Origin of the sequence: Mesorhizobium sp. WSM4887, from assembly GCF_029625865.1 — a bacterium.
Lineage (GTDB): Bacteria > Pseudomonadota > Alphaproteobacteria > Rhizobiales > Rhizobiaceae > Mesorhizobium.
In genome coordinates, this window is sequence record NZ_JARTVP010000003.1 from 1 (window position 1) to 24303 (window position 24303).

Genomic DNA, 24303 nt, shown 5'->3' on the forward strand with positions numbered 1-24303 from the left:
TTGTCGCTCTTGATTGCCCTGCTTCAAATCCGGCCGAAGCCGGTCGCCGCTTAGGGCTCGGATTGTTCACGGTCGACGATTTGATGCGGTAGTCGCCTATGAGCGGTCAAAACGAACGCAGCTGGTTCGCCGATCGACCAAACGGCGAGCGCACTGTGCTTTGCTCAGACCGCCACCGAGTGCCTCGCCGTTCCCCCTTTGAAATATGTATCGAACTTGGCCGCGATGGTTCGAATGAAGGGGCGACTTTCAGTCCGTACGAGGAAACTGTCACCATCGAATTCAAGCGCTCGGGCAGGATCGTGGAGTGCGATGGACCTCGAGCGATGAAGGAGCTGCTCGCCGGCTTTGCCGAACCGCTCCACCAGGTCGACTGCCGAGAAGGCAAAATCACACATCAGCCGCTCGATGATCCAGCCACGGACGCGATCGTCGTCGGAAAGGGCAACGCCGCGGACGGCAGCCAACCCGCCATCCGCAACCATGCGCCCGTACCCGGCAGTCGAAGCCATGTTCTGCACGTAGCCTTGGCGAAAACGACCGATGGACGAAGGGCCAAGTCCGATCAGTGTCGGGCAGCGATCCTCAGTGTAGCCCTGAAAATTGCGATGCAAAACCCCTGCGCGGGCCGCTATGGCCAGCGCATCGTCGGGCTTCGCGAAATGATCGAGTCCTATTGCCTCATATCCCTTGGCGACAATTGCCCGCGCCGCGAGTTGAGATTGGGCGAAACGCTCAGTGGGACTCGGCAGCCATGCCTCGTCGATCATCGTCTGATGCTTCTTGAACCAGGGCACATGTGCGTAGCCGAACAGGGCCATCCGGTCTGGCTCCAAGGTCAGTGCCTGCGCCACCGTGGAACAGATCGTCTCGCGTGTCTGATTCGGGAGCCCGTAGAGCAGGTCCAGATTGACCGATTCGACGCCCCGCGAACGAACCCCGTCGACGACTGCCTTGGTCTGCAAAAAACTCTGCTCACGATTAATTGCTTTTTGCACTTGCGGATCGAAATCCTGCACGCCGAGGCTCGCCCGCGTTACGCCGATTTGAGCAAGTGCATCAAGGCGCGCCTTGTCCATGTCGTTGGTTTCGATTTCGATGCTGACCGTAGCATCCGGGAGAAGGTCGAAGCTGTCCCGCAAGGCCGCTCCAAGAGCAACCATATCATCGGGCCTCAGAATAGTTGGCGAACCGCCACCGAAGTGGATTGCACGGACATGTGCCTTGCCGCTCACCAGACCGGCAATCGTGACGATTTCGGCATTCAGCGAGCGCAGATAAGCGGCCACCGGCTCATATTGGTGCGTCTGCTTGGTGTGGCAGGCGCAGAACCAGCAGAGCTTGTCGCAGTAAGGAATGTGCAGGTACAGCGAGATTTCGTCGCCGCTTTCCAGCGTCTCCAACCAGCCACGGTAAATGGCAGCATCGATCCCCGAATGGAAATGCGGCGCCGTCGGATAGCTGGTGTAGCGTGGGACGTTCTCGCTGAGTTTGACAGCTATTTCCGATTGCATCTCGCGTTCACCGTGTTGCCCGCCGGAACACTGCACGCATCGCTGAAGCAGACCCTGATCTCGATCAGCCGCGCTCATGGACAAACCGCCGCAGGATTTCTCTACCCTGGATGGGTATCCTGCCGGCAGTTAGGATCGGGTAAGGCGAACGCATGACCTTTCGGCAAGACATTCATAGTTCCGGCATTCCTGTTCTTTGCTTCCCTTGCGAGGCACGGCGTCGCGGTGTCTGCGGTGCGCTCGATCCAGACAATTTGGTTGGGCTCGCCAAGACTTGCTCGCGTCGCCGGATCGAGTCAGGAATGGAGTTGACCGGCGAGGCACAGAACGTCGACAGCTACTCCAACGTGCTTTCAGGCGTGGTAAAGCTATCAAAGAGCCTGTCGGATGGGCGCCAGCAGATCGTCGGTCTCCAGTTTGCACCGGATTTTCTGGGACGTCCTTTCAAGGAGGAAAGCTCGATCAATGCGGAAGCGGCAACAGCAGTCACGCTGTGTTCGTTTCCGCGAGCGGCCGTCGAACGGATGATGAAGGCGTCACGGGAATTCGAGCATCGCCTGCTCAAACAGACGCTGAATGAACTCGATGAGGCGCGCGAGTGGATGGTGACGCTGGGGCGCAAGACAGCTCCGGAAAAGGTGGCGACTTTTCTCCTCATGATGGCCCGGAATATCGATTCCAGTCTCGATGCGGCTTCCGGGTCGGCCTCCTTCGATCTGCCGCTGACGCGTGCCGAAATGTCTGATTTCCTTGGAATCACCAGCGAGACCGTGAGCCGCCAACTGACGCGATTGCGGGCTGACGGGGTGATTCGGATTGAGAACGCACGCCATGTGACGGTGGACAGCATAAGCCGTCTGGAGAAGCGCTGTGGCGGCGGACGCGAGCGGCCCTAAGCGGCGAGGCCATGTCGCATGACTCCGGGGCGGGCCGTGTTTGCCTTTTAATGCGATGTCGCCGCGCCTTCGACGAAGCGGCGTCACGGTTGTCGAGACAAACAGCTTTCGGGCTTTGATAGGAACGTGACCAATCGCCAGGTGTGTTTCGGCACATACCGGCGAAGCATGGTCCTTAATCTGCCACGGCTCGGCGGAACGATCGCGTTCGTTTCCAATGGGATCCGAACAACGTTTGGCAGGGCATCGGCAATAGCATCCAACGCGCGCAGAGCCTCAGCTTTCGCCTCAGCGATCGCGTCTGCGCCCGCCCAACCCAGGGAACGCCTTCCATGAGGGAGTGAGCCCGCGCTGCGTTCCTCGTTCATTCGCCACCTGCTGATTGCGCCGCACAAAATCGTGCGGCCTGACATAGATCAGGGCGAGGGGGCGGCGGCTGCGCGATTAGTGCGCTGCGGATTTGGCATCCACCAGATTCGAGATCGGGATCTGCAATGAAATTCGGCACAGAGATCGTCCTTCTAAGCGTGTTCGCTTTTGCGGCCCTGGTGGCCGCCGGCTTCGGCGTGGATGAACCTTTCCGCCGACACATGTGGGTGTTGTTCTTCGCAGTGGCTGGTTTCACTGCGATCCTGTTGCGCAACACGGAGTTCAGGCCAGCAGCTCCGATTGACCCATCCGCTTACATGGATGGTCCGATCCGCTACGGCGCGATCGCCACCGTGTTCTGGGGTGTCGTCGGCATGCTGGTCGGCGTGGTGATCGCGCTGCAGCTCGCCTACCCCGATCTCAACATCCAGCCCTGGTTCAATTTCGGTCGTTTGCGGCCGTTGCACACATCCGGTGTCGTTTTCGCCTTCGGCGGCAACGCGCTGCTTTGCACGTCTCTGTATGTCGTGCAGCGCACCTGCCGCGCGCGCCTCTTCGGCCGTGATCTCGCCTGGTTCGTCTTCTGGGGCTACCAGCTGTTCATCGTCATGGCCGCGACCGGCTACCTGCTCGGCATCACCGAGGGCCGCGAGTACGCCGAACCCGAATGGTATGTGGATGTCTGGCTGACCATCGTCTGGGTCGCCTACCTCATTCTGTTCCTTGGCACGATCCTGAAGCGCAAGGAACCGCATATCTACGTGGCCAACTGGTTCTACCTGTCGTTCATCGTGACCATCGCGATGCTGCATGTGGTCAACAACCTGTCCATACCAGTCTCGTTCCCGGGCTCCAAGAGCTACTCCGCCTTTTCAGGGGTCCAGGACGCCTTGACGCAATGGTGGTACGGCCACAACGCGGTCGGCTTCTTTCTCACCGCCGGCTTCCTCGGCATGATGTATTATTTCGTGCCCAAGCAGGCGAACCGGCCAGTCTATTCGTACCGGCTGTCGATCGTCCATTTCTGGGCTATCATCTTTCTCTACATCTGGGCCGGGCCGCATCACCTGCACTACACCGCCTTGCCCGATTGGGCGCAGACGCTCGGCATGGTGTTCTCGATCATGCTGTGGATGCCGTCCTGGGGCGGCATGATCAACGGCCTGATGACGCTGTCCGGCGCCTGGGACAAGCTGCGCACCGATCCGATCATCCGCATGATGGTGATGGCCGTCGCCTTCTATGGCATGTCGACCTTCGAAGGCCCCATCATGGCGATCCGGGCGGTCAATTCGCTGTCGCATTATACCGACTGGACCATCGGGCACGTCCATTCGGGTGCGCTCGGCTGGGTCGGCATGATCTCGTTCGGCGCGATCTACTACATGGTCCCGAAGCTCTGGAACCGTCAACGGCTCTACTCGCTGAGGCTCGTCACCTGGCACTTCTGGCTGGCGACACTCGGGATCGTCGTCTACGCCGCGGTGATGTGGGTGTCCGGCATCATGCAGGGCCTGATGTGGCGCGAATATGGCGAGCAGGGCTTCCTGGTCTACTCCTTCGCCGAAACCGTCGCCGCCATGCACCCCTACTATGTCCTGCGCGCCATCGGCGGCGCCATGTACCTCTCCGGCGCCCTGATCATGGCCTGGAACATCACCAGGACCATCCTCGGCCACCAGCGCGAGGAGGAGCCGATGCCGAGCCCCGTCGCCATCCGACCTGCGCGATCAGGAGCCAGGTAATGGGCTTGATGGACAAACACGCAATCATCGAGAAGAACGCCACGCTTCTTCTCGTTGGCTCGCTGCTCGTGGTGACGGTCGGCGGCATCGTCGAGATCGCGCCTCTCTTCTATCTCGACAACACGATCGAGAAGGTGGAAGGCATGCGCCCCTATTCGCCGCTCGAACTTGTCGGGCGCAACATCTATATGCGCGAGGGCTGCTACCTCTGTCATAGCCAGATGATCAGGCCGTTCCGCGACGAAGTTGAGCGCTATGGCCACTACAGCCTGGCTGCCGAGTCCATGTACGATCACCCCTTCCAGTGGGGATCGAAGCGCACCGGGCCGGATCTCGCCAGAGTTGGCGACCGCTACTCGAATGCATGGCATGTCGCGCATCTTACCGACCCGCGCTCGGTGGTGCCGGAATCGATCATGCCGAGCTATGGGTTCCTGAAAGACACGCCGATCGACGTGAAGGATTTCTCGACGCATCTGGTCGCCAACAGGCTTGTAGCCGTCCCTTACACCGATGACATGATCGCCCACGCCAATGCGGATCTGGCGGCGCAGGCCGATCCCAATGCCGACACATCAGGCCTTGAGGCGCGTTACCCAAAAGCCAAGATCGGCGACTTCGACGGCAACCCGCAACAGGTCACCGAAATGGATGCCCTGCTCGCCTACCTGCAGATGCTTGGCACACTGGTCGACTTCAAAAATTACGACGAAGCCGCCGGCTACCGCTGAGGAGAACGCTGATGACCTACAATTTGATGCGGGCGTTTGCCGACAGCTGGGGCCTGGTTGCGATGGCGCTGTTCTTCGTGGGGTGCATCGCCTTTGCCCTACGCCCCGGCAGCCGAAGGCTGGCCGACGAAGCGGCCCGCATTCCGCTCGAGGACGAGTGATCATGAGCGACGAGCATATCGATGAAATCTCTGGCGTCTCGACCACCGGCCACGAATGGGATGGTATCCGGGAGCTGAACAACCCGCTTCCCAGATGGTGGGTTATCACTTTTTACGTCACCATTGTCTGGGCGATAGGCTACACCATTGCCTATCCAGCATGGCCTCTGTTGCACTCGGCGACAACGGGTGTGCTCGGCTATTCCAGCCGCAACGAGGTCAGGAACGAGCTGACCGCGGCTGAGGCCGCCAAGGGCAAATATATCTCGGCGGTGGAGTCCAAGAGCGTCTCGGAAATCGCCGCGGACGACGGCCTGCGCGAATTCGCAATCGCCGCCGGTGGCGCCGCTTTCAAGGTCAATTGCGTACAATGTCATGGCTCCGGCGCCCAGGGTTCCAAGGGCTTTCCCAATCTCAACGACGACGACTGGCTGTGGGGCGGCAAGGCCGAGCAGATCCAGCAGACGATTACGCACGGCATCCGCTTCGCATCCGATCCGGACACGCGCCTGTCGGAAATGCCGGCCTTCGGCGACATCATTACCGCCGACCAGATCGCACAAGTCAGCGCCTACGTGGCCAGCCTTTCCGGCAAGGTCCGCGATGCAAGTCTGATCCAACCCGGCGCCAAGGTCTTTGCCGAGAATTGCGTGGCCTGTCACGGCGACAATGCAAAAGGCAACAGGGAATTCGGCGCCCCCGACCTGACCGATGCGATCTGGCTCTATGGATCCGGTGAGACAGCCATCGCCGCACAGGTCCGTGCGCCAAAACAGGGCGTCATGCCGGCCTGGGTTGGCCGTCTCGGCGAGATCAAGGTCAAGGAACTTGCAGTTTATGTCCATTCGCTTGGCGGCGGAGAATAGGAATGGAAGGTCCTATTCTTCGGTCCCCCCTGCCAAGCGGACGAGGCCCGGCGTGAGCCGGGCCTCGACACCATCCCTAATGCGATCTGCACAACCCGGCAAGGCTATCCTACGGCGAGGCTTTACGACAGGTGCCCCTGACATTGGCTGGGAAAGTGGAGTTGCACATGCGTGACAAGACGCAGTTGACAGGGCTCGAAACAGAAACTGTCAATTCCGCCAAAACCCGCAAGCCGCTTTATGCCGCGCGTCAAAAGATCTTTCCGAAGCGCGCCTCGGGCAACTTTCGTCGCTTCAAATGGCTGGTGATGACGATCACACTTGGCATCTATTACCTGGCTGCGTGGCTGCCTTGGGCTCGCGGTCCATTTGCCCCGGACCAGGCAGTCCTGCTCGATCTCGCGAACCGGCGCTTCTACTTCTTCTTCATCGAGATATGGCCCCAGGAATTCTTCTATGTGGCCGGCCTCCTGGTCATGGCGGGCGTCGGTCTTTTCCTGATCACCTCGACTGTCGGCCGTGCCTGGTGCGGCTATGCATGCCCTCAGACGGTGTGGGTCGATCTGTTCCTCGTCGTCGAACGTGCGATAGAGGGCGACCGTAACGCTCGCATGAAACTCGATGCAGGCCCCTGGACCGCCCGCAAGCTGATGCTGCGCTTATCGAAGCACGCCGTCTGGCTGGTCATCGGTGCGGCGACCGGCGGCGCCTGGATTTTCTATTTTGCCGATGCGCCGACGCTGGTTGGCGAACTCTTCACCGGCACCGCGCCACCCGTCGCCTACATCACTGTCGCCGTGCTGACGGCTACCACCTACACGTTCGGCGGTCTGATGCGCGAGCAGGTCTGCACCTACATGTGCCCATGGCCGCGCATCCAGGCAGCGATGCTCGACGAAAGTTCTCTCACCGTCACCTACAATGACTGGCGCGGCGAACCGCGTTCTCGCCACGCCAAGAAGGTCCTTGCCGCAGGGCTGCCGGTCGGTGACTGCGTCGACTGCAATGCCTGCGTCGCGGTCTGCCCGATGGGGATCGACATCCGCGATGGCCAGCAGATGGAATGCATCACCTGCGCGCTGTGCATAGACGCCTGCGACGGGGTCATGGACAAGCTCGGCAAGGAGCGCGGGCTGATCTCCTATGCGACACTGTCCGACTACAACGCCAACATGATGCTGGCGACCGCGGGCGGCTCCAGTTCAGTCAACCCGTCGCAGGTCAGGACCGCTGATGGCCTGTTCTCCGACAAGGTGGCGCATTTCCATATCCGCAAGATCTTTCGGCCACGCACCTACGTCTACATGGGTATCTGGTCGCTGATCGGCCTGGGTCTGCTCTATTCGCTGCTGACGCGCGATCGGCTCGAAGTCAACGTGCTGCATGATCGCAATCCGCAATTTGTCACGCTGTCCGACGGCTCGATCCGCAACGGCTACACCGTCAAGCTGCTCAACATGATCCCCGAGCCAAGGACGATCGTTGTCGCGATTCAAGGCTTGCAGGGCGCCGAGATGAGCGTGGTCGGCGACGACATCCCGGAAGGCCGTTCTTTTGCCATTCCGGTCGAACCCGACCGCCTGAAAATGCTGAAGGTCTTCGTGCGCCAGCCGGCGGATCAAATCCAGGGCACAGCGCAGACCTTCAAGTTCCGTGTCGAGGACAAGGCGAGCTTCGAGGCGGACGAATACACCGCCACCTTCAACGCGCCGGAGACTGCCAGATGACCGCTAACGCTGAAAAACCCCGCGTATTCACCGGCAGGCACATGCTGGCCATCATCCTAGCCTTTTTCGGGGTGGTCATCGCGGTCAATCTGACGATGGCAACGCTCGCCAACACGAGCTGGACCGGCCTTGTCGTCGAAAACACCTATGTGGCGAGCCAGCAGTTCAACAAGAAGGCCGAGGAGGGGCGGGCGCAGGCAGCGCTCGGCTGGACCGGCAAGCTGACCATCGCATGGGGCGAGGTCCGCTATAGCCTTACCGACGCCGTCGGCAAGCCGATTGCCTTGCATGGCGTCAAGGTGCTGTTTCGCCATCCCGCCTACGAGAAAGAGGACAAGGCGGTCAACCTCGCCCTCGCCTCCGGCCAGGAATTCGCAGCCCAGCACATGCCGAAGGATGGCGTCTGGATCGTCGAAGTCGACGCTGACGCCGGTCTGGCCGAGCCCTACCGCGAAGTCCGCAGGATCATGATTTCCCATGGAGCGCTGAAATGAGTTGTTGTGCACCGGGCGCCGAAATGGCGCTTGATCTGGGCAGCACCACGTCGGTCCTGCCGTCTAGTCAAGAGATCAGGCTGGCGAGCCGATCGCTTGGAGATGATCTCCGCCAAACCGATCTTTCGGTGCCGAGCGTTCATTGCGCAGCTTGTATCCAGACGATCGAGACGGCGTTGGGAACGCTCGATCGCGTCGAGAGCGCCCGCGTCAACCTGTCGACGAAACGGGTCTCGGTCCGCTGGCGTGGCGACGAGGTTCCACCGTTCGTCGCCGCGCTTGGACGGCTCGGCTACCAGGCGCATCTCTTCGCCCCCGAGATTGATGAAAAGGACAGGACGCTTTCGGAGTTGATCCGCGCCGTCGCGGTTGCCGGGTTCGCGGCGGGCAATATCATGCTGCTTTCGGTCTCTGTCTGGTCCGGGGCCGAAGGGGCTACCCGCGACCTGTTTCACTGGGTCTCCGCATTGATCGCCATCCCAGCGCTCGCCTTCGCCGGCGGCATCTTCTTCCGCTCGGCCTGGAATGCACTGCGCCACGGCCGCATGAACATGGACGTGCCGATCGCGGTCGGAGTGTCGCTCGCTTACGCCATGAGCCTCTATGAGACGATCAACCATGGCGACCACGCCTATTTCGACGCGTCGGTTTCGCTGCTTTTTTTCCTTTTGATCGGCAGGACGCTGGATCACGTGATGCGCGAACGTGCCCGCACCGCGGTGAAAGGCCTGTCGCAGCTGGCCGCACGCGGCGCCATGGTGCTGCGCGGCGATGGCGCGCGCGACTATCTGCCGGTTGGCGAGATCGAACCGGGGATGCAGCTGCTGATCGCGGCCGGTGAAAGGATCCCCGTCGACGGCAAGATCATCCACGGAGCGTCTGATCTCGACTGCTCGCTGGCCTCAGGCGAAAGCGCGCCGAAAAACGTGGCGCCGGGCGAAGCCGTGCAGGCCGGCGTGCTCAATCTTACCGGCCCGCTGACGATCGAGGCGACCGCCGCCGCGAAGGATTCGTTCCTCGCCGAAATGGTTCGGCTGATGGAAGCCGCAGAGGGCGGTCGCGCGCACTATCGCCGCATCGCTGATCGCGTGTCGGCACTCTACGCGCCCGTGGTTCATCTCACCGCCTTCGTGACATTCCTGGGTTGGATGGCGGCGACGGGCGACTGGCACCGGGCGATGACGATCGCCATTGCCGTTCTGATCATCACCTGCCCGTGCGCGCTCGGCCTCGCCGTACCGATCGTTCAGGTGGTCGCCGCGCGGCGTCTGTTCGAGAACGGCATCATGGTCAAGGACGGTTCGGCCATGGAGCGCCTGGCGACGATTGATAACGCAGTGTTCGACAAGACCGGAACGCTCACGCTCGGACAACCCCGGCTCCTCAATGCATCGTCGATCGATCCGGCCATGCTGGCAATCGCGGCAGACATGGCCGCGCACTCGCGTCACCCGTTTTCAAAGGCCATAACCGGCTTTGCCGCTCCTGGCGGGCAACACAAATTCGATGCCGTCACAGAGCATCCGGGGTTCGGGATCGAAGCCACTGTCGCCGGAAGCATCTGGCGGCTGGGTCGACGCGGATGGGCTGGATGGAAGGCCCGGACCGGTGGTGAAGGCAACCATGGCTATGGCGGAACGGTGCTGACAAAAGACGGGTTCATTGTCGCGACCTTCGATTTCGAGGATGCGCTGCGCGCCGACGCGGCGGCGGCGATCAAGCGATTGAACGATACTGGGGTGTCGATGCAAATGCTGTCGGGCGATACCGCAGGTGCCTGCGGTGAAGTTGCAAGAATGCTGGGTGTCGAGGACTTCGTTCCGTGCCTGCTGCCGTCGGGCAAGGTCGAGCGCATCGAGACCCTGGCGAAAGACGGACACAAGGTTCTGATGGTTGGCGACGGCCTCAACGACACGCCGGCGCTGAGCGCGGCGCATGTCTCGATCGCTCCGGCCACCGCCGCCGACATTGGCCGCAATGCCGCCGACTTCGTATTCCTGCGCGAAAGCCTTCTGGCAGTGCCTCTCGCGCTGGACGTCTCGCGCAAGGCGGGACACCTGATCCGCCAGAACATCGCGATTGCGATCGTCTACAATGCCGTCGCCGTGCCGATCGCCATCCTGGGCCACGCCACGCCTTTGTTAGCGGCGATTGCCATGTCTGCCTCATCGGTGCTTGTTATTGGAAACGCATTGCGCTTGCACGGCTTCGGGGCGAATGCGACGCTGCAAGTTATTCAAAAAGTCGGACGCTCCGCAGTCAGCTATTCGGCATAATCCTCGTGACGACGTTGCTCTATCTCATACCAGTGGCCCTTTTTCTGGGTGCACTGGGTGTGTCCGGCTTCGTCTGGGCATTGCGAAGCGGTCAATACGAAGATCTCGACGGAGCCGCCGAGCGGATACTAATTGATCGGGACGACAAACCGGAACGCTGATTTCAATCCGCTGTGCATAAGATGCGCGGATCGCGCTCGTCAGTCGAGCCGGCTCGGTCGGGAACAAGCTGTCCATGCTCCATGCTCCATGCTCCATGCTCCATGCTCCATGACCATCTTGACCTAAGCTGCACACTACATTTGTGAAAAGCCTCTGTCGTGCGAAGGACTGCCTCCCATTGCACCCAGTATGAGGCGTGTGATGCCACGAGAGTACCTCGCGTGGCCGGACGAGAGCTTGGCAATGTGCGCACGGGTTCCAAAGTGGAACGTCACGGTCGATCACCTGACCGTGAACCGCCAGTGCCGATTGGTCATGTCTGGCTGATCCAGATCAGGGTCATACTCATCGGCGTGGTCTATTGACCAGTCTTCGACGGAGAAATGCATGACTTACGGAAAGATTGGTCGTCATTATCAGCACCTTCACGGTTCTGGGTTTTCTGTCGTGTGGTCGGCCATGCCTTGTGCTTACGGCGCAGCCATTAGCTGACCGGCGTCGTGTGTATCTCGCTTGCTGGCTGACCATCCGCGTGGCTTGCGCGGACAGGGGGCCGATCAACAGCTTTCGCCTTTGATGGGTTGTGTGCGTCGTTGCCGATCCATCCCGATTCCCGGCCCGCGCCTTGAGGCTATGCGACGGTACCGGAACCCAGCGCACGTCACGCGGTTCCGCGCGCGTGGTGTCCGCTCGTCACGACGATGAACGAACAAGCGGCTGGAGTACCATGAACACCGTACACATCATCGACTGCCACAATGCAAATGACTACTTCGCCGACAGGCAAGAGGGACCGATCGTGCAGCACTTGTTAAAGGCTGTCAACATCCGCGCGGAGCTCCAAATGGCGTTGAACCGAACGAAATTTGGTGAGGCTGTAGTACGAGCGATGGAGGCGGAGTGCGACGTGCTTCACATCGCCGGGCACGGCAATGGTGACGGGATCGCTTCGTCCAGTGGGCGAAGTGGCCTTCTTTGGGCTGACTTCGTAAAAATGTTCCAGGGCTCGCATCCAGCGCCGAAGATCCTCGTGATGTCAACGTGCTGCGGAGCATCATCGGGGTTGGGACGTGCGTTTTCGAAATCGATCAACCGTCCGAAGTTGATCATTGGTTCGAGTGACGCGCGCTATTTCGACGACTATGTCGCCGCGTGGGCTTTGCTCTATCGGCGACTGAATTGCAAGGACATCGACATCGAAGCCATGCAGCAGGTTCTTGATGAGATATGCGCGGTCGTGGATAAAAGTTTCCGCTACCTTGGCTGGGATGACGAGAGAGAGCGCTACGTTCGATACCCTCACCCTCGCAAGAGAGCCCGCTTCGACGTCGTGGAGCGTGAGTAGTATGCGCAAGGGTTCCAGGTGGAATGTGGCGATCGATGCGGCGCGGCCGTCGCTGACCAGCGTCGCGAGTGTCTCGCTTGCTGGCGGCGATCTGCGCGGCTGCGCGGCGAAAGGGCGGGATCGGTTAGCCGCATCCACCTCTGAGCGCTTTGAGTGCTTCGTTGCCGATCGATGCGAATCTCCCGGCCCAGCGCCTTTAGGCAATGCGGCGGGCACGGAGCTCATGTCACTCGGCTCAGTTCCACCGTTACACGAGGATAGGCGACCGGATGGCGGCACGCTGATGGGCTCTGACGATAATTTTGACATCGTTGTCGTTGGAGCCGGCCCGGTCGGCCTTTCGTTCGCTGCGTCGCTTGCCCAAAGCGAACTCAAGGTGGCAGTTGTTGAACAGAACACATTCGATAGTCTGGCGAATCCGGCTTTCGATGGTCGCGAAATCGCGCTGACCAACGCTTCGATCAGAACCCTTCGCGAGCTCGGCGCCTGGGATGTCATCCCGGCTTCGGACAAATCAGCACTTCAAGGCGCGCGCGTGCTCAACGGCTCGAGCGCATTCGCTCTTCGTTTCGATCCTCCCAGCAACTCTGGAGAACCGCTGGGGGTTTTGGTTCCAAATTGCCGGATCCGCGAGGCGCTGTTCAAAATCGTCCGCTTGCAGGATCGCGCCCGGCTGTTGTGCGGCCACTCGGTCGTCGATGCAACAAACAGCCAAGAAGGAGCAGTCGTAACGCTCTCTAATGGCGCGCGTTTAACTGCTCGGCTGGTTGTTGCCGCGGATTCGCGTTTGTCCGCCACGCGTGATCTGCTAGGCATCGGCGCCGATATCAACCGGCTTGGCCACTCGATGCTGATTTGCCGAGTGAGGCACGAGCGCGCCCACCACCAGATCGCCATCGAATGGTTCGATCACCATCAGACGATAGCGATATTGCCCCTCGCGGAGGGCATGTCGTCGCTGCTGCTCACATTGCGCTCAAACGAGGCCTATAGACTGCTTGCCTTCGATGATGATTTGTTCCTGTCGGAGTTGACGAAACGGTGTCGAGGGCGCCTTGGAAAAATGACCTTGGCAAGCAAGCGCCACACCTATCCGCTGGTCACGACCTGGGCGCACAAATTCCGGGCGCCGAGCGCCGCACTCATCGGCGACGCTGCCATCGGCATGCACCCGGTGACCGCTCACGGATTCAACATCGGTCTCAGCAGCCAGAAGCAACTCGCCCGTGGAATCATGACTGCGTGCCGCGACGGCCGCAATGTTGGCGACCCCGACATGCTGCATATATACGAAAGGCGGCTGCGCCTGTCGGCGGCGCCGCTCTACCATGCAACGAACATATTGGTTGGACTCTACTCCAGAGACCACCTGGCGGCACGGCTTGCAAGGCATCTGGGGCTTCGCTTTGCCCAACATGTTCCCCTTGTCCGGCATGGGATTTCGGCGGAGCTCCAGCGGTGATACTGCACCAGCAGTCGCATTTTTGCGCGTGCTGGGCGAGCGATGAGAGAGTGCATGATGCACCGGAGTAATCCTGCTCCCCGACGCTGATCTCCGATTGAAGAATTAACCCGTCCTTCAGGGGGGCTGCATAGGCTGCGGACAAGCAGGAGTAAGCAAGCTGACCCGTCCAGCCTTGGAAAAAGAAGATCCGCTGGAGGCGAGAATCCTTCAGGACCAGCTCGCTGATCTGAGGGCAGGCCTTTTCGTCTCAATGCCGATAAGCATTGTGCTGTCCGGGCTGATTTTGACCGTGCAGGCCCTTTCCGGGAACGGTCTTGCTGGCGCGGCCTGGTTTTCGGTCGTTAATGCGATAAATGCCGCCCGCCTTGCACTCGCCCGTCATCAGCTGAAGGAACCCGGAGTCCAGGATGATCTGACACGGGTTTGGCTGCGGCTTCGCTGGTTTGGCAGGCTTGCTCTTCTGGCGGGATTCACCTGGTCATTCCTTGCCGTCCTAACGGCTGGATACACGACGTCTCAAGCATCGCTGCATCTAATAATTCTGGCGGGCATTTCAGCTGGCGCGGTCACGTACGGCAGCTCATATGCTGCGGCAGCGATATGCTTCATCACACCGCCACTCCTCATTGCCGCCGCATGTTTGCTGACGAAGGGAGCCCCGGAAAACTACATTCTGGCTTTTGCCGTCCTGCTTTTCGAGGGCGGCCTGGTTCGATCCTCGTTCGTTGGACAAGCGCGCTTCCGTGACGCGAGCCGCCTGAGACATCAAGCCGAGCGGCTTGCCGCGGAAATGGAGCGCAATTCCAGGGAGGACCATCTTACCGCGCTCCTCAACAGGCGGGGCCTCGAACATGCAATCGATCAGTTTGAGAACACCGATGGACCCTTTGTGGCCATGCTGATTGATCTGGACGGGTTCAAATCTGTCAACGATACCTACGGTCACAGAACGGGTGACGAGCTGCTTGCCAGGATCGCCCGCCGAATAGAGGAAGAAGCACCGGAGGGCTCAACGCTCGCCCGCATCGGTGGGGATGAATTCGTGCTGGTTTTTTCTTCGCGAAAGAATTCTCCTTCTCCCACCAATCTCGCGTCCAATCTCATAGCCAAGCTTGCTCGCCCCTATCCTGGGATCGCATCAGTCCGCATTGGAGCGTCTATAGGAATCTACTTGGCTGAAAACCCCGGACTAACGGAAATGTTGTTGCGGGCCGACATCGCCCTTTACACAGCTAAGCGCCGCGGCAGGAATGAATTTTGTCTGTTCGATGCCGAGCTAGCCCGGGAGTTGCAACGCCGCCAGTCAATCGAACGCGATCTTCATTCGGCGATAACGATGAGAAGCTTGGTCGCTTGGTTTCAGCCAATCGTAAGACTCGAAACTGAAGCCGTCGTCAGTTTTGAAGCCTTGCTAAGATGGTCTCACCCGCTTCACGGTCCCATTTCTCCGCCCGAGATCATGACAGCGGCACGCGAAACTGGAATGCTTCAGCTGCTAACTCAAACGGTATTCGCCGACTGTTGCGCTCTTATCGAGGGCTTGGTCAAAGCTGACCGTCGTGATGTTCGTGTGGCGATGAATGTTTCACCGTGCGAGTTGGAAGCTGGCGATATTGACGAGATGATTCTTAATGGTCTGGCGGCAAAAGACCTCCCTGCAACGATGTTCGACATCGAGATTACCGAAGAAGCCCCAGTGGATCCGGACAGAGTGGATGAAAAGCTCGCCCGGCTTTCACATGCTGGCATTTCTATCGCGCTCGATGACTTCGGCACCGGTTTTTCGACGTTGGCATCGCTCAAGGACAGTCGGATCAGGAAGGTGAAAATAGATCAGGGCTTCGTTCGCGGCTTAGCCAAGTCCCGGGAGAATCGGCTGCTTGTCAAAGCGGTGATTGATCTTGGTAGGACGCTCGGGATCGAGGTCATGGCCGAGGGCGTTGAAACAGAGGCAGATCGGCAAACTCTGTACAAGCTTGGCTGCAGAACCGCGCAGGGCTTCCTGTTCTCTAAGGCAGTGCCTCTCCATTTGGCACTTGATTCGGTAGTAAAAGAGCACGCGAAGGAGTTGTGACCGGCCTCTCCGTCCGTGCTGCTCGCGGAACTTTCATGTGGGGTGGACCTGACGCGCGAAAGCCGTTTCGGACGGTAGAGTTATTACGGGGGCGAAACTGAGCACGTGGTTTGGATAGCAGCAATCCGGTCCACCGGCGCACATGCAGCGGCTTCATACAAGCGTTCAAGTTGCGAGATGAGCTTGAGTGAACGACGTCGGAGAATTGCGTCCTTTGGACGCTGGTTTCGCGGTTCCCGTAGGATTCGATTACGGGAAGCGTTCTTGGCTGCTTCTCGGCTCAGCGCTCATCGGGATGAACAACGTACCCGCGGTCAAGGTCTTCGCGACCTCAACCCAGTCACCATCCCGCAACAGCAGCGGTCGGGTCCTGATCAAGCGCTCAGCCTCAGCACAGGTGCTGGAGCAACGGTAGAGCGCGGAAAACGTGTATCGGAATGCGCTGGCTCACCATAGGAAGCTGCCACGGCATGTCGAATGTCCCCAGGGGGCGGACCGTTCCCTTGCATTTGTCTCGATGACGGGCTCTCAAAGCTAAAGCCAAGAGAGCTTTATAAAAATCGCACCCGATCGGCTGCGCAACGACGACCAGCTGAGGCCCGATCGGGTGCTAAGGTCGTGCCAAAAAAGGCGCGTCACTGTCGCATTTCTAGCCGGCTTGCGATCGGACGTCATCTCTTGGCGATCGCTGCCCCTTCTCTCAAATGCGCTTAGCGGCGCCGATGGCGAATAGCGCAAGCTTTTCCACCCGTTTCTACTCCACTACCGAGACTCGTCACCAACCTCCTTTTATTCGCTTCCATATGGCCCATCCTGTCTCCAATCGAGGAGGAGCGCGAACATGGGCCAAGCCGTAGAACGTCTCAGTCTCGGGAATTCTTCTGCTCGCCAAACTGCCGTTGTCGCCGGCACCATATTTGGCAGGGTGACAGTGCACGACAAGATATCAGGCGTTCTTGTCTGGGCTGAACTATGCTTGCAAGCCATAACCCAAAAATCGCCGATCCCTTTGAATTCGAGCCGGATGAATGGGTGTTTCAAAATTTTTGGCGGTTTTAGGCAGAACCCTCCGATGGCCCGCGTACCGGTCAAGCTTCGTGAGCACTTTAGGTTCGTCGATCAGGCATAGGTTTCTTTCCCATGCCACATGCTGGCCGTTTGCCTAGTTCGGAAGCCCTCGAGAGGCGTTGCTCGTCTTGGTATGGCGTCGCCCCTTTTTCCGATCCATCGGCCACGGAGCTAGAATGGTGTCTAGCTGTTGCCGCCTACTTGGTCATCCGGCATGGAGATGCCTATATACCGACCTTCGAAAGGCTGGAATACGAGGTCGAACAAATGCGGCGGAAGCTCGGAAATCGCGAGCGAGCGCAGCGCGTGCTGGCCACGCTCAACCTAAATGGCTCGGACAGCTGGAGCCGTGAGGTTGGTTCTCAAGGCCTGGATGGCGCCGCAATCACATTCGCCCGGGCGGGGTAAAAGCGATTTTTTGGAGCCACTCGCGCTTTTGCGCTAACGAAGGTCCCGCGCCGTATTTGGGCCGGATCCATTTGTGGCCCATCAGAGAAGCAATTACCTTCTCCGGCGCCTCAACTGCCGTCAGCCGGTCCTCGAAAGTGTGTCGCAGGCTATAAAGACTATGCTCGGAAGTCGGCAGAAGTTCCTTGCTGGCGAGCACCTTGTTGACGAGCGCTGAAAGTGACGCGGCCTTGTCGCGATAACGAGGAAAGCCGTCCGGATGGAGCTTGATGGCTGCAAGTGCGCCGCCAACCAAGGGAATGTCACGGGCTGAATGACCGGTCTTCAAGCGACGGCCATTGGGGCGCACCCGCACATGCGGGATTTCTCGATCGAGGTGGATTGTTTCGGTGGTGAGGTTTGCCGCTTCAGAAAGCCTGAGTCCGGTATCGGCAATCACATAGATTAGATGGCGGGCTTCGTCATTGAGTCCGTCGAGCGCGCCTTCAGCGAGTATCTTCTCCTGAATGAACTCCGCTGTGAACGCAGCGCGTTGCCCGGGGACGGCGCCGGAAAGACGCAGGTTTCGAAAAACCGGCTCCAGCTTGAGCTGGTGAGTCAGATCGACGACGCGCAGCATTTTCGAAACATGGCCGATGTCCTTGTTGGCCGTACCGATATCAAGTCCATCCTCAACGATCCGCTTTTGCCACCACTCGCGGAACGCGATTGCGTCGTCCCGAGTGAGGCTTGCGATCTCCTTGTCGCCAATGACTCCAACCAGATTGGCAACTGCGCGCTTTTTGGGGTTACGCCATTTCTTGATTTGGTTGGGCGACATGGTCAGCAAGTTCTGTTGCTCGATCGTCTCGAATTCCTTGATAAGACCGCTCAGGCGGACCGCTGGCCGCTTCTCCCCACCCATGACGGCCGAGACGTCCTGCGCGTCCTCGATCGATTTTTTGTCGAGGAGCAGCTTGATACGGGCCATGAGTTCGTCGAGCGGCCCCGCTGCTAGTTCCTCGTTAGTGCGATAGGCCAATCCAAATGACCGCGCGCGCTTCCTCGCGGCTTCGAAACGCAGCCCCGCCTCGGCGGATTGGCCTTCCCGCAGTCTACGCCAATACGCCTCCAGCCCCGCGCCGAGGCTTTGCACTGCATCTCGCGCCCGTACACCGCGGGGATCGTCAGCCACGGCGACGCCCGTGGAAATGCGTACTAGGCAGCGGCGATCAAACGCCGCGAATTCCTTCGGCACCCTGCGGACGAGATACCAGATGCCTTCACGTTTATGCGGCTTTGGCGCTGCGGAACGTCGCATTATCTTTCTCTAATGTTACACAGTTTGTTACACAGTCTAAGATATGTTTCGCTTCGTGCTGGTCAAGCGCAACAAGGAAGCTTTTGAAAGGAAAGGATTTTTATGGAAGCTAAATGGCGGAGAGGGAGGGATTCGAACCCCCGATACCCTTGCGAGTATGCCGCATTTCGAGTGCGGTGCATTCGACCACTCTGCCACCTCTCCGCGAGGTCATGGTCGGCCGTTGCCGGCGCGGCGCACTAGATAACGGCTGACCGCCGCAGTTACAAGGCCCTAGTCGACCGATTTCCCGCTTCTTGAAAAAGCGTCGGCGAGGCGACGGACCGGCGCGCGGCCCGCGGCATGCTCAGGAGCAAGGGCCGCTCGCCTTGACTTCCTTGCGACCTTCGGTTAGGGACAGCCCGCATCCGGCGTGGGGCTTCTCCGCGCCGCTTGTTTTTTGAACCCGCAGACTGACAAAAAGACGGCCGAACCGCCTGAAGCGGTTCATCGAGGCCGACCGAACAGCGAAAGGCAAAAAATGTTCGCAGTCATCAAAACGGGCGGCAAGCAGTATCGCGTCGCCGCCAACGATCTGCTCAAGATCGAGAAAGTCGAAGCCAAGGTCGGCGAGATCGTCGAGATCGGCACTGTTCTCGCGCATGGCGAGGGTGAGAATGTCACCTTCGGCGCGCCGTTCGTCGATGGCGCTCTGGTCACGGCGGAAGTCGTCGAGCAGGGCAAGAACCGCACCGTCATCGCTTTCAAGAAGCGCCGCCGCCAGAATTCGCGCCGCAAGATCGGCCACCGCCAGCTTCTGACCACCGTCCGGATCTCCGAGATCCTGCTGGGCGGCGCCAAGCCGTCGAAGAAGGCCACCGCCAAGGCTGAGGCCAAGGCGCCCGAAGCCAAGGCAGACGTCGCCGCCGAGGCGAAGGCCGAAGCCGCTCCGAAGGAGGCCAAGGCCAAGAAGGAAGCCAAGGCAGAGGCCGCCCCCAAGGAAGCTCCCGCCAGCGAAGAGGCCAAGGCCGCGCCGCTGTTCAAGGCACCGAAGGGCGAGCCGGACGATTTGACCGTGATCAAGGGCATCGGTCCCGTCGCGGCGAAGGATCTCGCCGAGCAGGGCATCGTCACCTTTGCGCAGCTGGCCAAGCTGACCGAGAAGGATGTCGCCAAGATCGACGAGCACATGCCGTTCAGCGCCGACCAGATCAAGGATTGGCGCGAGCAGGCCAAGGAGCTGGCGAAAAAGAAGTAAGGACGGTCGGCGATAATCGTCGCCGGTACGCACTTGAAACGGAACGCGAACGCGTTCATAAGACCATTCAAGCGCCTCAGGGCGCATCGGAGTTAGTTAGATGGCACACAAGAAAGCTGGCGGTTCGTCGCGCAACGGTCGCGATTCGCACTCCAAGCGTCTCGGCGTGAAAAAGTTCGGTGGCGAAGCCGTCGTCGCCGGCAACATCATCATTCGTCAGCGCGGCACGCAATGGCATCCGGGCACCAACGTTGGCATGGGCACGGACCACACCCTTTTTGCGCTCGAAGCCGGCGCAGTCACCTTCAACAAAAAAGCCAACGGCCGAACCTACGTCTCGGTAAACCCGATTACCAAAGCAGCGGAGTAGCCGGTTCCGCACCATAACACCGGCGCCCATCTCGGGAACCGGTGTCTGGCCAGGCCAGGAAAAGGATCAGGAGAGATGGGCTTCCATCTCTCCTTTTTCATTTTTCTTTGCCCTGGAGGACTAAAATGGTTGCCGAAGCGGAAGACACCGAAGACGAAAGTTACGCGATCGATTGCCCGGTGCTCGCCACCGAGCGCCTGGTCATGCGCGCTCCGCGCGAGAGCGATCTCGCGCAACTCGTCGCTCTGGCCGACAACCGTCACGTCGCCGAAATGCTGGCCCGCATGCCGCATCCTTACGGCGAAGCCGAGGCCCGCGCCTTCCTCGCCATGGCCTCGTCGCGACGCGCCGGCATCGCCTATGCGCTGACGCTCGCCGGCACCGGCACTTTCGTCGGCTGCGCGGGGTTGAATACCACCGATCGCGGGCTGGAGCTGGGCTACTGGATCGGCGAGCCTTACTGGAAGCGCGGCTATGCGACCGAGGCGGCGCACGCGCTGGTCGACCTTGCCTTCCAGAAGACCTCGATCCAGGTGCTGCATGCCTCGACCAGGGTCATCAATCCGGCATCGCGCCGCGTCATCCACAAGTGCGGCTTTCAGTATGCCGGCCAGGGCATGCTGAACTCGATCGTCGCCGGCCAGGTGCCGGTCGAGCGCTACCGGCTGGACCGCAAGACCTGGACGAGCCTGCGCAACTGGGTGCACTTCTAGGCATGTTGAAATTCAGGTGAAGCCGGCCTGCAAATGACGGTTTCCTGCGCTTCCGGTGCTCGCGTACTTTCAGTACGCTCCGCTCCGGTTCTCGGAAGCCGTCATTTTCGGCTCAGCCTGACCTGAATAGCAACACGCCTAGGCGTCGGCGCTCAAAGACGACTCAGCCCAATTCGACCCAGACCGGCAGGTGGTCCGATCCGCGCGCCTGCCGGTCGGCCCACAGGCGCTTCAGCGAGCCGGCGAGCGAAGCGCTGGTGAAGACGTAGTCGATGCATTTGTGGCGGCCCGCATCGTTGGGACGATTGGGGTCGATCCAGGTGAAGAGGCCGGAAACCTCCAGGCGCTGGGCGACATCGACGGCGAGATCGGCGGTGAGAGGCATGCCGAATTCATGGTCCGGACGTCCGGCGAGTTCGACATATTCGGGCGATTCGGGCAGCATGTTGAAGTCGCCCATGACGATGAAGGCTTCCGGATAGGGCAGGTCCGGCAGGCCGATTTCGGGAATGCCGGAAAGGCCGCCGCCTTCCAGCGCGTAGTTGAGCAGGCGCTGGCGCAGGAAACGGATCTGGCTCTGACGCTCGACGGGGCTGCGGTGGTCGAGATGGGTGGAATAGAAGCGGATGAAGCCGAGCGGCGTCTCGATCAGCGCCTCCAGCGCGCCGCGCTGGAAGTTCATCCGCTCCAGGCTGCGGCTGCGCGGCAGAAGGAGATTACGCGACAGATGAATGGGCGTCTTCGACAGCACCATGTTGCCGAGCTGGAAGGTGCGGGTGACGGCGCGGCCGGCATCCAGGCGCGAGCCGATATTGACCTCGAAATTGCTGGCATAGGCGACAAAATAGTCCGGCAGGGCCTCGCCGATCTCGGCCACCATGTCGCGGTCGCCGTTGCGCGGGTTGTTGCGGGTGACTTCCTGCAGGGCGATGACATCGGCGCCGCGCACCGCGTCGGCGATGCGGTCGACATCGTATTTGCCGTCGAGGCCGATGCCATACTGGATATTGTAAGTGACAAGCTTCATTCGCGCCTCCCGGTCTCGCCCGCGAACAGTGCTACCGCGCCCCTGGCTAAAGTGCATCCGGCGCTTTAGTTGCAAACGGGCCTCGCCCTTGGCTCCACCTTGGTTTAGAGCAATCCCGCAAGCGCAATAGCAGAAACCTGAAAATCCGATGAAATTCCTCGACCAAGCCCGAGTTTACATCCGGTCCGGCGACGGTGGTGCCGGATCGATGTCGTTCCGCCGAGAGAAATTCATCGAGTTCGGCGGTCCGGACGGCGGCGACGGTGGCCGAGGCGGCGATGTCTGGGTCGAAGCCGTCGATGGCTTGAACACACTGATCGACTACCGTTACCAGCAGCATTTCAAGGCCAAGACCGGCATGCACGGCATGGGCCGCAACATGACGGGCGCCAAGGGCGCCGACGCGACGCTCAAAGTGCCGGCCGGCACCCAGGTATTCGCCGAGGACAATGAGACGCTGATCTGCGATTTGACCGAGGTCGGCCAACGCTTTCTGCTCGCCAAGGGCGGCAATGGCGGCTTCGGCAACCAGCATTTCAAGACCTCGACCAACCAGGCGCCGCGCCGCGCCAATCCCGGCCAGCCGGGCGAGGAGTTGAGCATCTGGCTGCGGCTCAAGCTCATCGCCGATGCCGGCCTTGTCGGCCTGCCCAACGCCGGCAAGTCGACTTTCCTTGCGGCTGTCACCGCCGCCAAGCCGAAGATCGCCGACTATCCCTTCACCACGCTCTATCCCGGCCTCGGCGTCGCCCGCATCGACGGCCGCGAATTCGTGCTGGCCGACATCCCCGGCCTGATCGAGGGCGCGCATGAGGGCGTCGGTATCGGCGACCGCTTCCTCGGTCATGTCGAGCGCACGCGCGTGCTGCTCCATCTCGTCTCGGCGCAGGAGGAAAATCCCGGCAAGGCCTACAAGACCGTGCGCGCCGAGCTCGCAGCCTATGGCCATGGGCTGGCCGAGAAGATCGAAATCGTCGCCCTCAGCCAAGTCGACATCCTCGACGCGGACGCCCGCAAGAAGAAGGCTGCCTCGCTGAAACGCGCCGCCGGCCGCGCGCCGATGCTGTTGTCGGCCGTCACCGGCGAAGGCGTCGAGGCTGTGCAGCGCGCGCTGATGGCGGTGGTCGCCGAGGCGCGCGATGCCGTTCCCGCTCCAGTCGATACGCGCTGGCGGCAAAACCCATGAAATCGCTGAAGTCATACCGGCGCATAACCGTGAAGATCGGCTCGGCGCTGCTCGTCGACCGCGCGACCGGCTTGAAGCGCGATTGGCTGACCTCTTTAGCCGAGGACATCGCGGTGCTCGCCAATGCCGGCGCGGAGGTGCTCGTCGTCTCCTCGGGCGCCATCGCGCTCGGCCGCACCATTCTCGGGCTCGGCAAACGTGCGCTGAAGCTTGAGGAAAGCCAGGCGGCGGCGGCCGTCGGCCAGATCGCGCTTGCGGGCGCCTGGTCGGATGCGCTGGGCAGGGACGGGCTCAAATCCGGGCAGATTCTGTTGACCCTCGGCGATACCGAGGAGCGCCGCCGCTATCTTAACGCCCGCGCCACGATCTCGACCTTGCTCAAAATGAAGGCGGTGCCGGTCATCAACGAGAACGACACGGTCGCGACCTCCGAAATCCGTTATGGCGACAACGACCGGCTGGCGGCGCGGGTGGCGACGATGATGGGCGCCGATCTTCTGGTGCTGCTTTCCGACATCGACGGGCTCTATACGGCGCCGCCGGCCAAGGACCCGCAAGCCAAGTTCATTCCGGTGGTCGAGCGCATCACGCCGGATATCGAGGCGATGGCGGGCGCCGCCGCTTCGGAACTCTCGCGCGGCGGCATGCGGACGAAACTCGACGCGGGCAAGATCGCCAACGCCGCCGGCACGGCGATGATCATCACCGCCGGCACCAAGCTGTCGCCGCTGATGGCGATCGAGCGCGGCGAGCGCGCCACTTTCTTCAAGCCCAGCGCCAACCCGGTGAAGGGCTACAAGACCTGGATCGCGGGACAGTTGGAGCCGGCCGGGAGGCTCACCGTCGATGCCGGCGCTGTCGGCGCGCTGAAATCGGGCAAGTCGCTGCTGCCGGCCGGCGTCAAGCTCGTCAGCGGCAATTTCTCGCGCGGCGACACGGTGGCGATCCTGTCGCCCGAGGGCCGCGAGATCGCGCGCGGGCTGGTTGCCTATGATGCCGCCGATGCCGTAAGGATCGCGGGTTTGAAGACGGCCGAGATCGAAAATGTGCTCGGCTACGAGGCGCGCTCGGCGATGATCCATCGCGACGACCTTGTGGTAAGCCGATCCAGTGATCAAGTATTGGCCGACGACCAAGTTTTGGCCGACGAATGACCCAGCGGAGGATGA

General features: G+C 60.7%; 20 protein-coding genes and 1 tRNA gene. 17 read left to right on the forward strand and 4 right to left on the reverse strand.

Translation table 11 applies throughout. The annotated features are described in order from the left end of the window. Nucleotides 1–164 precede the first annotated feature (164 nt). Entirely contained in the window at nucleotides 165–1514 is a 1350-nt protein-coding gene (gene hemN, locus P9230_RS13565; RefSeq protein ID WP_063169226.1) for an oxygen-independent coproporphyrinogen III oxidase, read from the reverse strand. A 152-nt stretch (nucleotides 1515–1666) separates the two neighbouring features. Between hemN and P9230_RS13570 the strand changes: the two genes are divergently transcribed. The 12 genes from P9230_RS13570 (at nucleotide 1667) to P9230_RS13625 (ending at nucleotide 15825) form a co-directional block, all read left to right on the forward strand. After that, nucleotides 1667–2410: a Crp/Fnr family transcriptional regulator gene (locus P9230_RS13570; protein WP_024502861.1), complete on the forward strand. Its 744-nt coding sequence runs from the start codon at nucleotides 1667–1669 to the stop codon at nucleotides 2408–2410. A 494-nt stretch (nucleotides 2411–2904) separates the two neighbouring features. Beyond that, nucleotides 2905–4524 carry a cytochrome-c oxidase, cbb3-type subunit I gene (ccoN, locus tag P9230_RS13575; RefSeq protein WP_063169225.1) on the forward strand — a complete coding sequence of 540 codons (1620 nt, stop codon included), beginning with the start codon at nucleotides 2905–2907 and terminating at the stop codon, nucleotides 4522–4524. Then, entirely contained in the window at nucleotides 4524–5255 is a 732-nt protein-coding gene (ccoO, locus tag P9230_RS13580) for a cytochrome-c oxidase, cbb3-type subunit II (RefSeq protein WP_063169224.1), read from the forward strand. The genes ccoN and ccoO overlap by 1 nt, the downstream gene beginning before the upstream one ends. A gap of 11 nt (nucleotides 5256–5266) precedes the next feature. Next, nucleotides 5267–5416, forward strand: coding sequence for a cbb3-type cytochrome c oxidase subunit 3 (locus P9230_RS13585; RefSeq protein ID WP_024502864.1), 150 nt, complete (start codon nucleotides 5267–5269; stop codon nucleotides 5414–5416). Between the two features lie 2 nt (nucleotides 5417–5418). Next, on the forward strand, nucleotides 5419–6282 hold the full coding sequence (gene ccoP / locus P9230_RS13590; RefSeq protein ID WP_063169223.1) for a cytochrome-c oxidase, cbb3-type subunit III: 864 nt from the start codon (nucleotides 5419–5421) through the stop codon (nucleotides 6280–6282). 167 nt (nucleotides 6283–6449) lie between these two features. Beyond that, nucleotides 6450–8009 carry a cytochrome c oxidase accessory protein CcoG gene (gene ccoG, locus P9230_RS13595; protein WP_063169222.1) on the forward strand — a complete coding sequence of 520 codons (1560 nt, stop codon included), beginning with the start codon at nucleotides 6450–6452 and terminating at the stop codon, nucleotides 8007–8009. Continuing rightward, on the forward strand, nucleotides 8006–8503 hold the full coding sequence (locus tag P9230_RS13600) for a FixH family protein (protein WP_063169221.1): 498 nt from the start codon (nucleotides 8006–8008) through the stop codon (nucleotides 8501–8503). Before ccoG ends, P9230_RS13600 begins: the two co-directional genes overlap by 4 nt. Next, complete coding sequence (locus P9230_RS13605; protein ID WP_063169220.1) at nucleotides 8500–10779, forward strand: cation-translocating P-type ATPase; 2280 nt, start codon at nucleotides 8500–8502, stop codon at nucleotides 10777–10779. Before P9230_RS13600 ends, P9230_RS13605 begins: the two co-directional genes overlap by 4 nt. Before the next feature lie 5 nt (nucleotides 10780–10784). Next, nucleotides 10785–10940, forward strand: coding sequence for a cbb3-type cytochrome oxidase assembly protein CcoS (gene ccoS / locus P9230_RS13610; protein WP_081714250.1), 156 nt, complete (start codon nucleotides 10785–10787; stop codon nucleotides 10938–10940). Nucleotides 10941–11668: 728 nt separating this feature from the next. Continuing rightward, nucleotides 11669–12286, forward strand: coding sequence for a hypothetical protein (locus P9230_RS13615; RefSeq protein WP_063169219.1), 618 nt, complete (start codon nucleotides 11669–11671; stop codon nucleotides 12284–12286). A 280-nt stretch (nucleotides 12287–12566) separates the two neighbouring features. Next, on the forward strand, nucleotides 12567–13748 hold the full coding sequence (gene ubiM, locus P9230_RS13620; protein ID WP_024502870.1) for a 5-demethoxyubiquinol-8 5-hydroxylase UbiM: 1182 nt from the start codon (nucleotides 12567–12569) through the stop codon (nucleotides 13746–13748). A gap of 175 nt (nucleotides 13749–13923) precedes the next feature. Continuing rightward, nucleotides 13924–15825, forward strand: a complete 1902-nt coding sequence (locus P9230_RS13625) for an EAL domain-containing protein (protein ID WP_082826564.1) — start codon at nucleotides 13924–13926, stop codon at nucleotides 15823–15825. A gap of 1453 nt (nucleotides 15826–17278) precedes the next feature. On the opposite strand, the gene P9230_RS13630 is transcribed toward P9230_RS13625, so the two are convergent. Together P9230_RS13630 and P9230_RS13635 are read right to left on the reverse strand one after the other, a co-directional pair. Beyond that, nucleotides 17279–18601 (reverse strand): integrase, encoded by a 1323-nt coding sequence (locus P9230_RS13630; RefSeq protein ID WP_063169217.1) that lies wholly within the window; start codon nucleotides 18599–18601, stop codon nucleotides 17279–17281. Between the two features lie 114 nt (nucleotides 18602–18715). Then, a tRNA-Ser gene (locus tag P9230_RS13635) sits at nucleotides 18716–18805 on the reverse strand. 316 nt (nucleotides 18806–19121) lie between these two features. Here P9230_RS13635 and rplU point away from each other — a divergent pair. The 3 genes from rplU (at nucleotide 19122) to P9230_RS13650 (ending at nucleotide 20921) form a co-directional block, all read left to right on the forward strand. After that, on the forward strand, nucleotides 19122–19838 hold the full coding sequence (gene rplU / locus P9230_RS13640; RefSeq protein ID WP_067001574.1) for a 50S ribosomal protein L21: 717 nt from the start codon (nucleotides 19122–19124) through the stop codon (nucleotides 19836–19838). Nucleotides 19839–19938: 100 nt separating this feature from the next. Continuing rightward, nucleotides 19939–20208 (forward strand): 50S ribosomal protein L27, encoded by a 270-nt coding sequence (rpmA, locus tag P9230_RS13645; protein WP_040991608.1) that lies wholly within the window; start codon nucleotides 19939–19941, stop codon nucleotides 20206–20208. Nucleotides 20209–20333: 125 nt separating this feature from the next. Further along, nucleotides 20334–20921 carry a GNAT family protein gene (locus P9230_RS13650; protein ID WP_067001577.1) on the forward strand — a complete coding sequence of 196 codons (588 nt, stop codon included), beginning with the start codon at nucleotides 20334–20336 and terminating at the stop codon, nucleotides 20919–20921. A gap of 163 nt (nucleotides 20922–21084) precedes the next feature. On the opposite strand, the gene P9230_RS13655 is transcribed toward P9230_RS13650, so the two are convergent. Continuing rightward, nucleotides 21085–21948, reverse strand: coding sequence for an endonuclease/exonuclease/phosphatase family protein (locus P9230_RS13655; protein WP_278119500.1), 864 nt, complete (start codon nucleotides 21946–21948; stop codon nucleotides 21085–21087). A gap of 148 nt (nucleotides 21949–22096) precedes the next feature. Here P9230_RS13655 and obgE point away from each other — a divergent pair, with 148 nt between their 5' ends. Further along, nucleotides 22097–23134, forward strand: a complete 1038-nt coding sequence (gene obgE / locus P9230_RS13660) for a GTPase ObgE (RefSeq protein WP_278119502.1) — start codon at nucleotides 22097–22099, stop codon at nucleotides 23132–23134. Continuing rightward, nucleotides 23131–24288: a glutamate 5-kinase gene (gene proB, locus P9230_RS13665; RefSeq protein ID WP_278057040.1), complete on the forward strand. Its 1158-nt coding sequence runs from the start codon at nucleotides 23131–23133 to the stop codon at nucleotides 24286–24288. Before obgE ends, proB begins: the two co-directional genes overlap by 4 nt. Nucleotides 24289–24303: the final 15 nt, after the last annotated feature.

Excerpts from the sequence above, each read along its gene's own strand:
- hemN (WP_063169226.1), bottom strand. The coding sequence starts at position 1,514 with ATGCAATCGGAAATAGCTGTCAAACTCAGCGAGAACGTCCCACGCTAC.
- P9230_RS13570 (WP_024502861.1), top strand. The coding sequence starts at position 1,667 with ATGACCTTTCGGCAAGACATTCATAGTTCCGGCATTCCTGTTCTTTGC.
- ccoN (WP_063169225.1), top strand. The coding sequence starts at position 2,905 with ATGAAATTCGGCACAGAGATCGTCCTTCTAAGCGTGTTCGCTTTTGCG.
- ccoO (WP_063169224.1), top strand. The coding sequence starts at position 4,524 with ATGGGCTTGATGGACAAACACGCAATCATCGAGAAGAACGCCACGCTT.
- P9230_RS13585 (WP_024502864.1), top strand. The coding sequence starts at position 5,267 with ATGACCTACAATTTGATGCGGGCGTTTGCCGACAGCTGGGGCCTGGTT.
- ccoP (WP_063169223.1), top strand. The coding sequence starts at position 5,419 with ATGAGCGACGAGCATATCGATGAAATCTCTGGCGTCTCGACCACCGGC.
- ccoG (WP_063169222.1), top strand. The coding sequence starts at position 6,450 with ATGCGTGACAAGACGCAGTTGACAGGGCTCGAAACAGAAACTGTCAAT.
- P9230_RS13600 (WP_063169221.1), top strand. The coding sequence starts at position 8,006 with ATGACCGCTAACGCTGAAAAACCCCGCGTATTCACCGGCAGGCACATG.
- P9230_RS13605 (WP_063169220.1), top strand. The coding sequence starts at position 8,500 with ATGAGTTGTTGTGCACCGGGCGCCGAAATGGCGCTTGATCTGGGCAGC.
- P9230_RS13615 (WP_063169219.1), top strand. The coding sequence starts at position 11,669 with ATGAACACCGTACACATCATCGACTGCCACAATGCAAATGACTACTTC.
- P9230_RS13630 (WP_063169217.1), bottom strand. The coding sequence starts at position 18,601 with ATGCGACGTTCCGCAGCGCCAAAGCCGCATAAACGTGAAGGCATCTGG.
- rplU (WP_067001574.1), top strand. The coding sequence starts at position 19,122 with ATGTTCGCAGTCATCAAAACGGGCGGCAAGCAGTATCGCGTCGCCGCC.
- rpmA (WP_040991608.1), top strand. The coding sequence starts at position 19,939 with ATGGCACACAAGAAAGCTGGCGGTTCGTCGCGCAACGGTCGCGATTCG.
- P9230_RS13650 (WP_067001577.1), top strand. The coding sequence starts at position 20,334 with ATGGTTGCCGAAGCGGAAGACACCGAAGACGAAAGTTACGCGATCGAT.
- P9230_RS13655 (WP_278119500.1), bottom strand. The coding sequence starts at position 21,948 with ATGAAGCTTGTCACTTACAATATCCAGTATGGCATCGGCCTCGACGGC.
- obgE (WP_278119502.1), top strand. The coding sequence starts at position 22,097 with ATGAAATTCCTCGACCAAGCCCGAGTTTACATCCGGTCCGGCGACGGT.
- proB (WP_278057040.1), top strand. The coding sequence starts at position 23,131 with ATGAAATCGCTGAAGTCATACCGGCGCATAACCGTGAAGATCGGCTCG.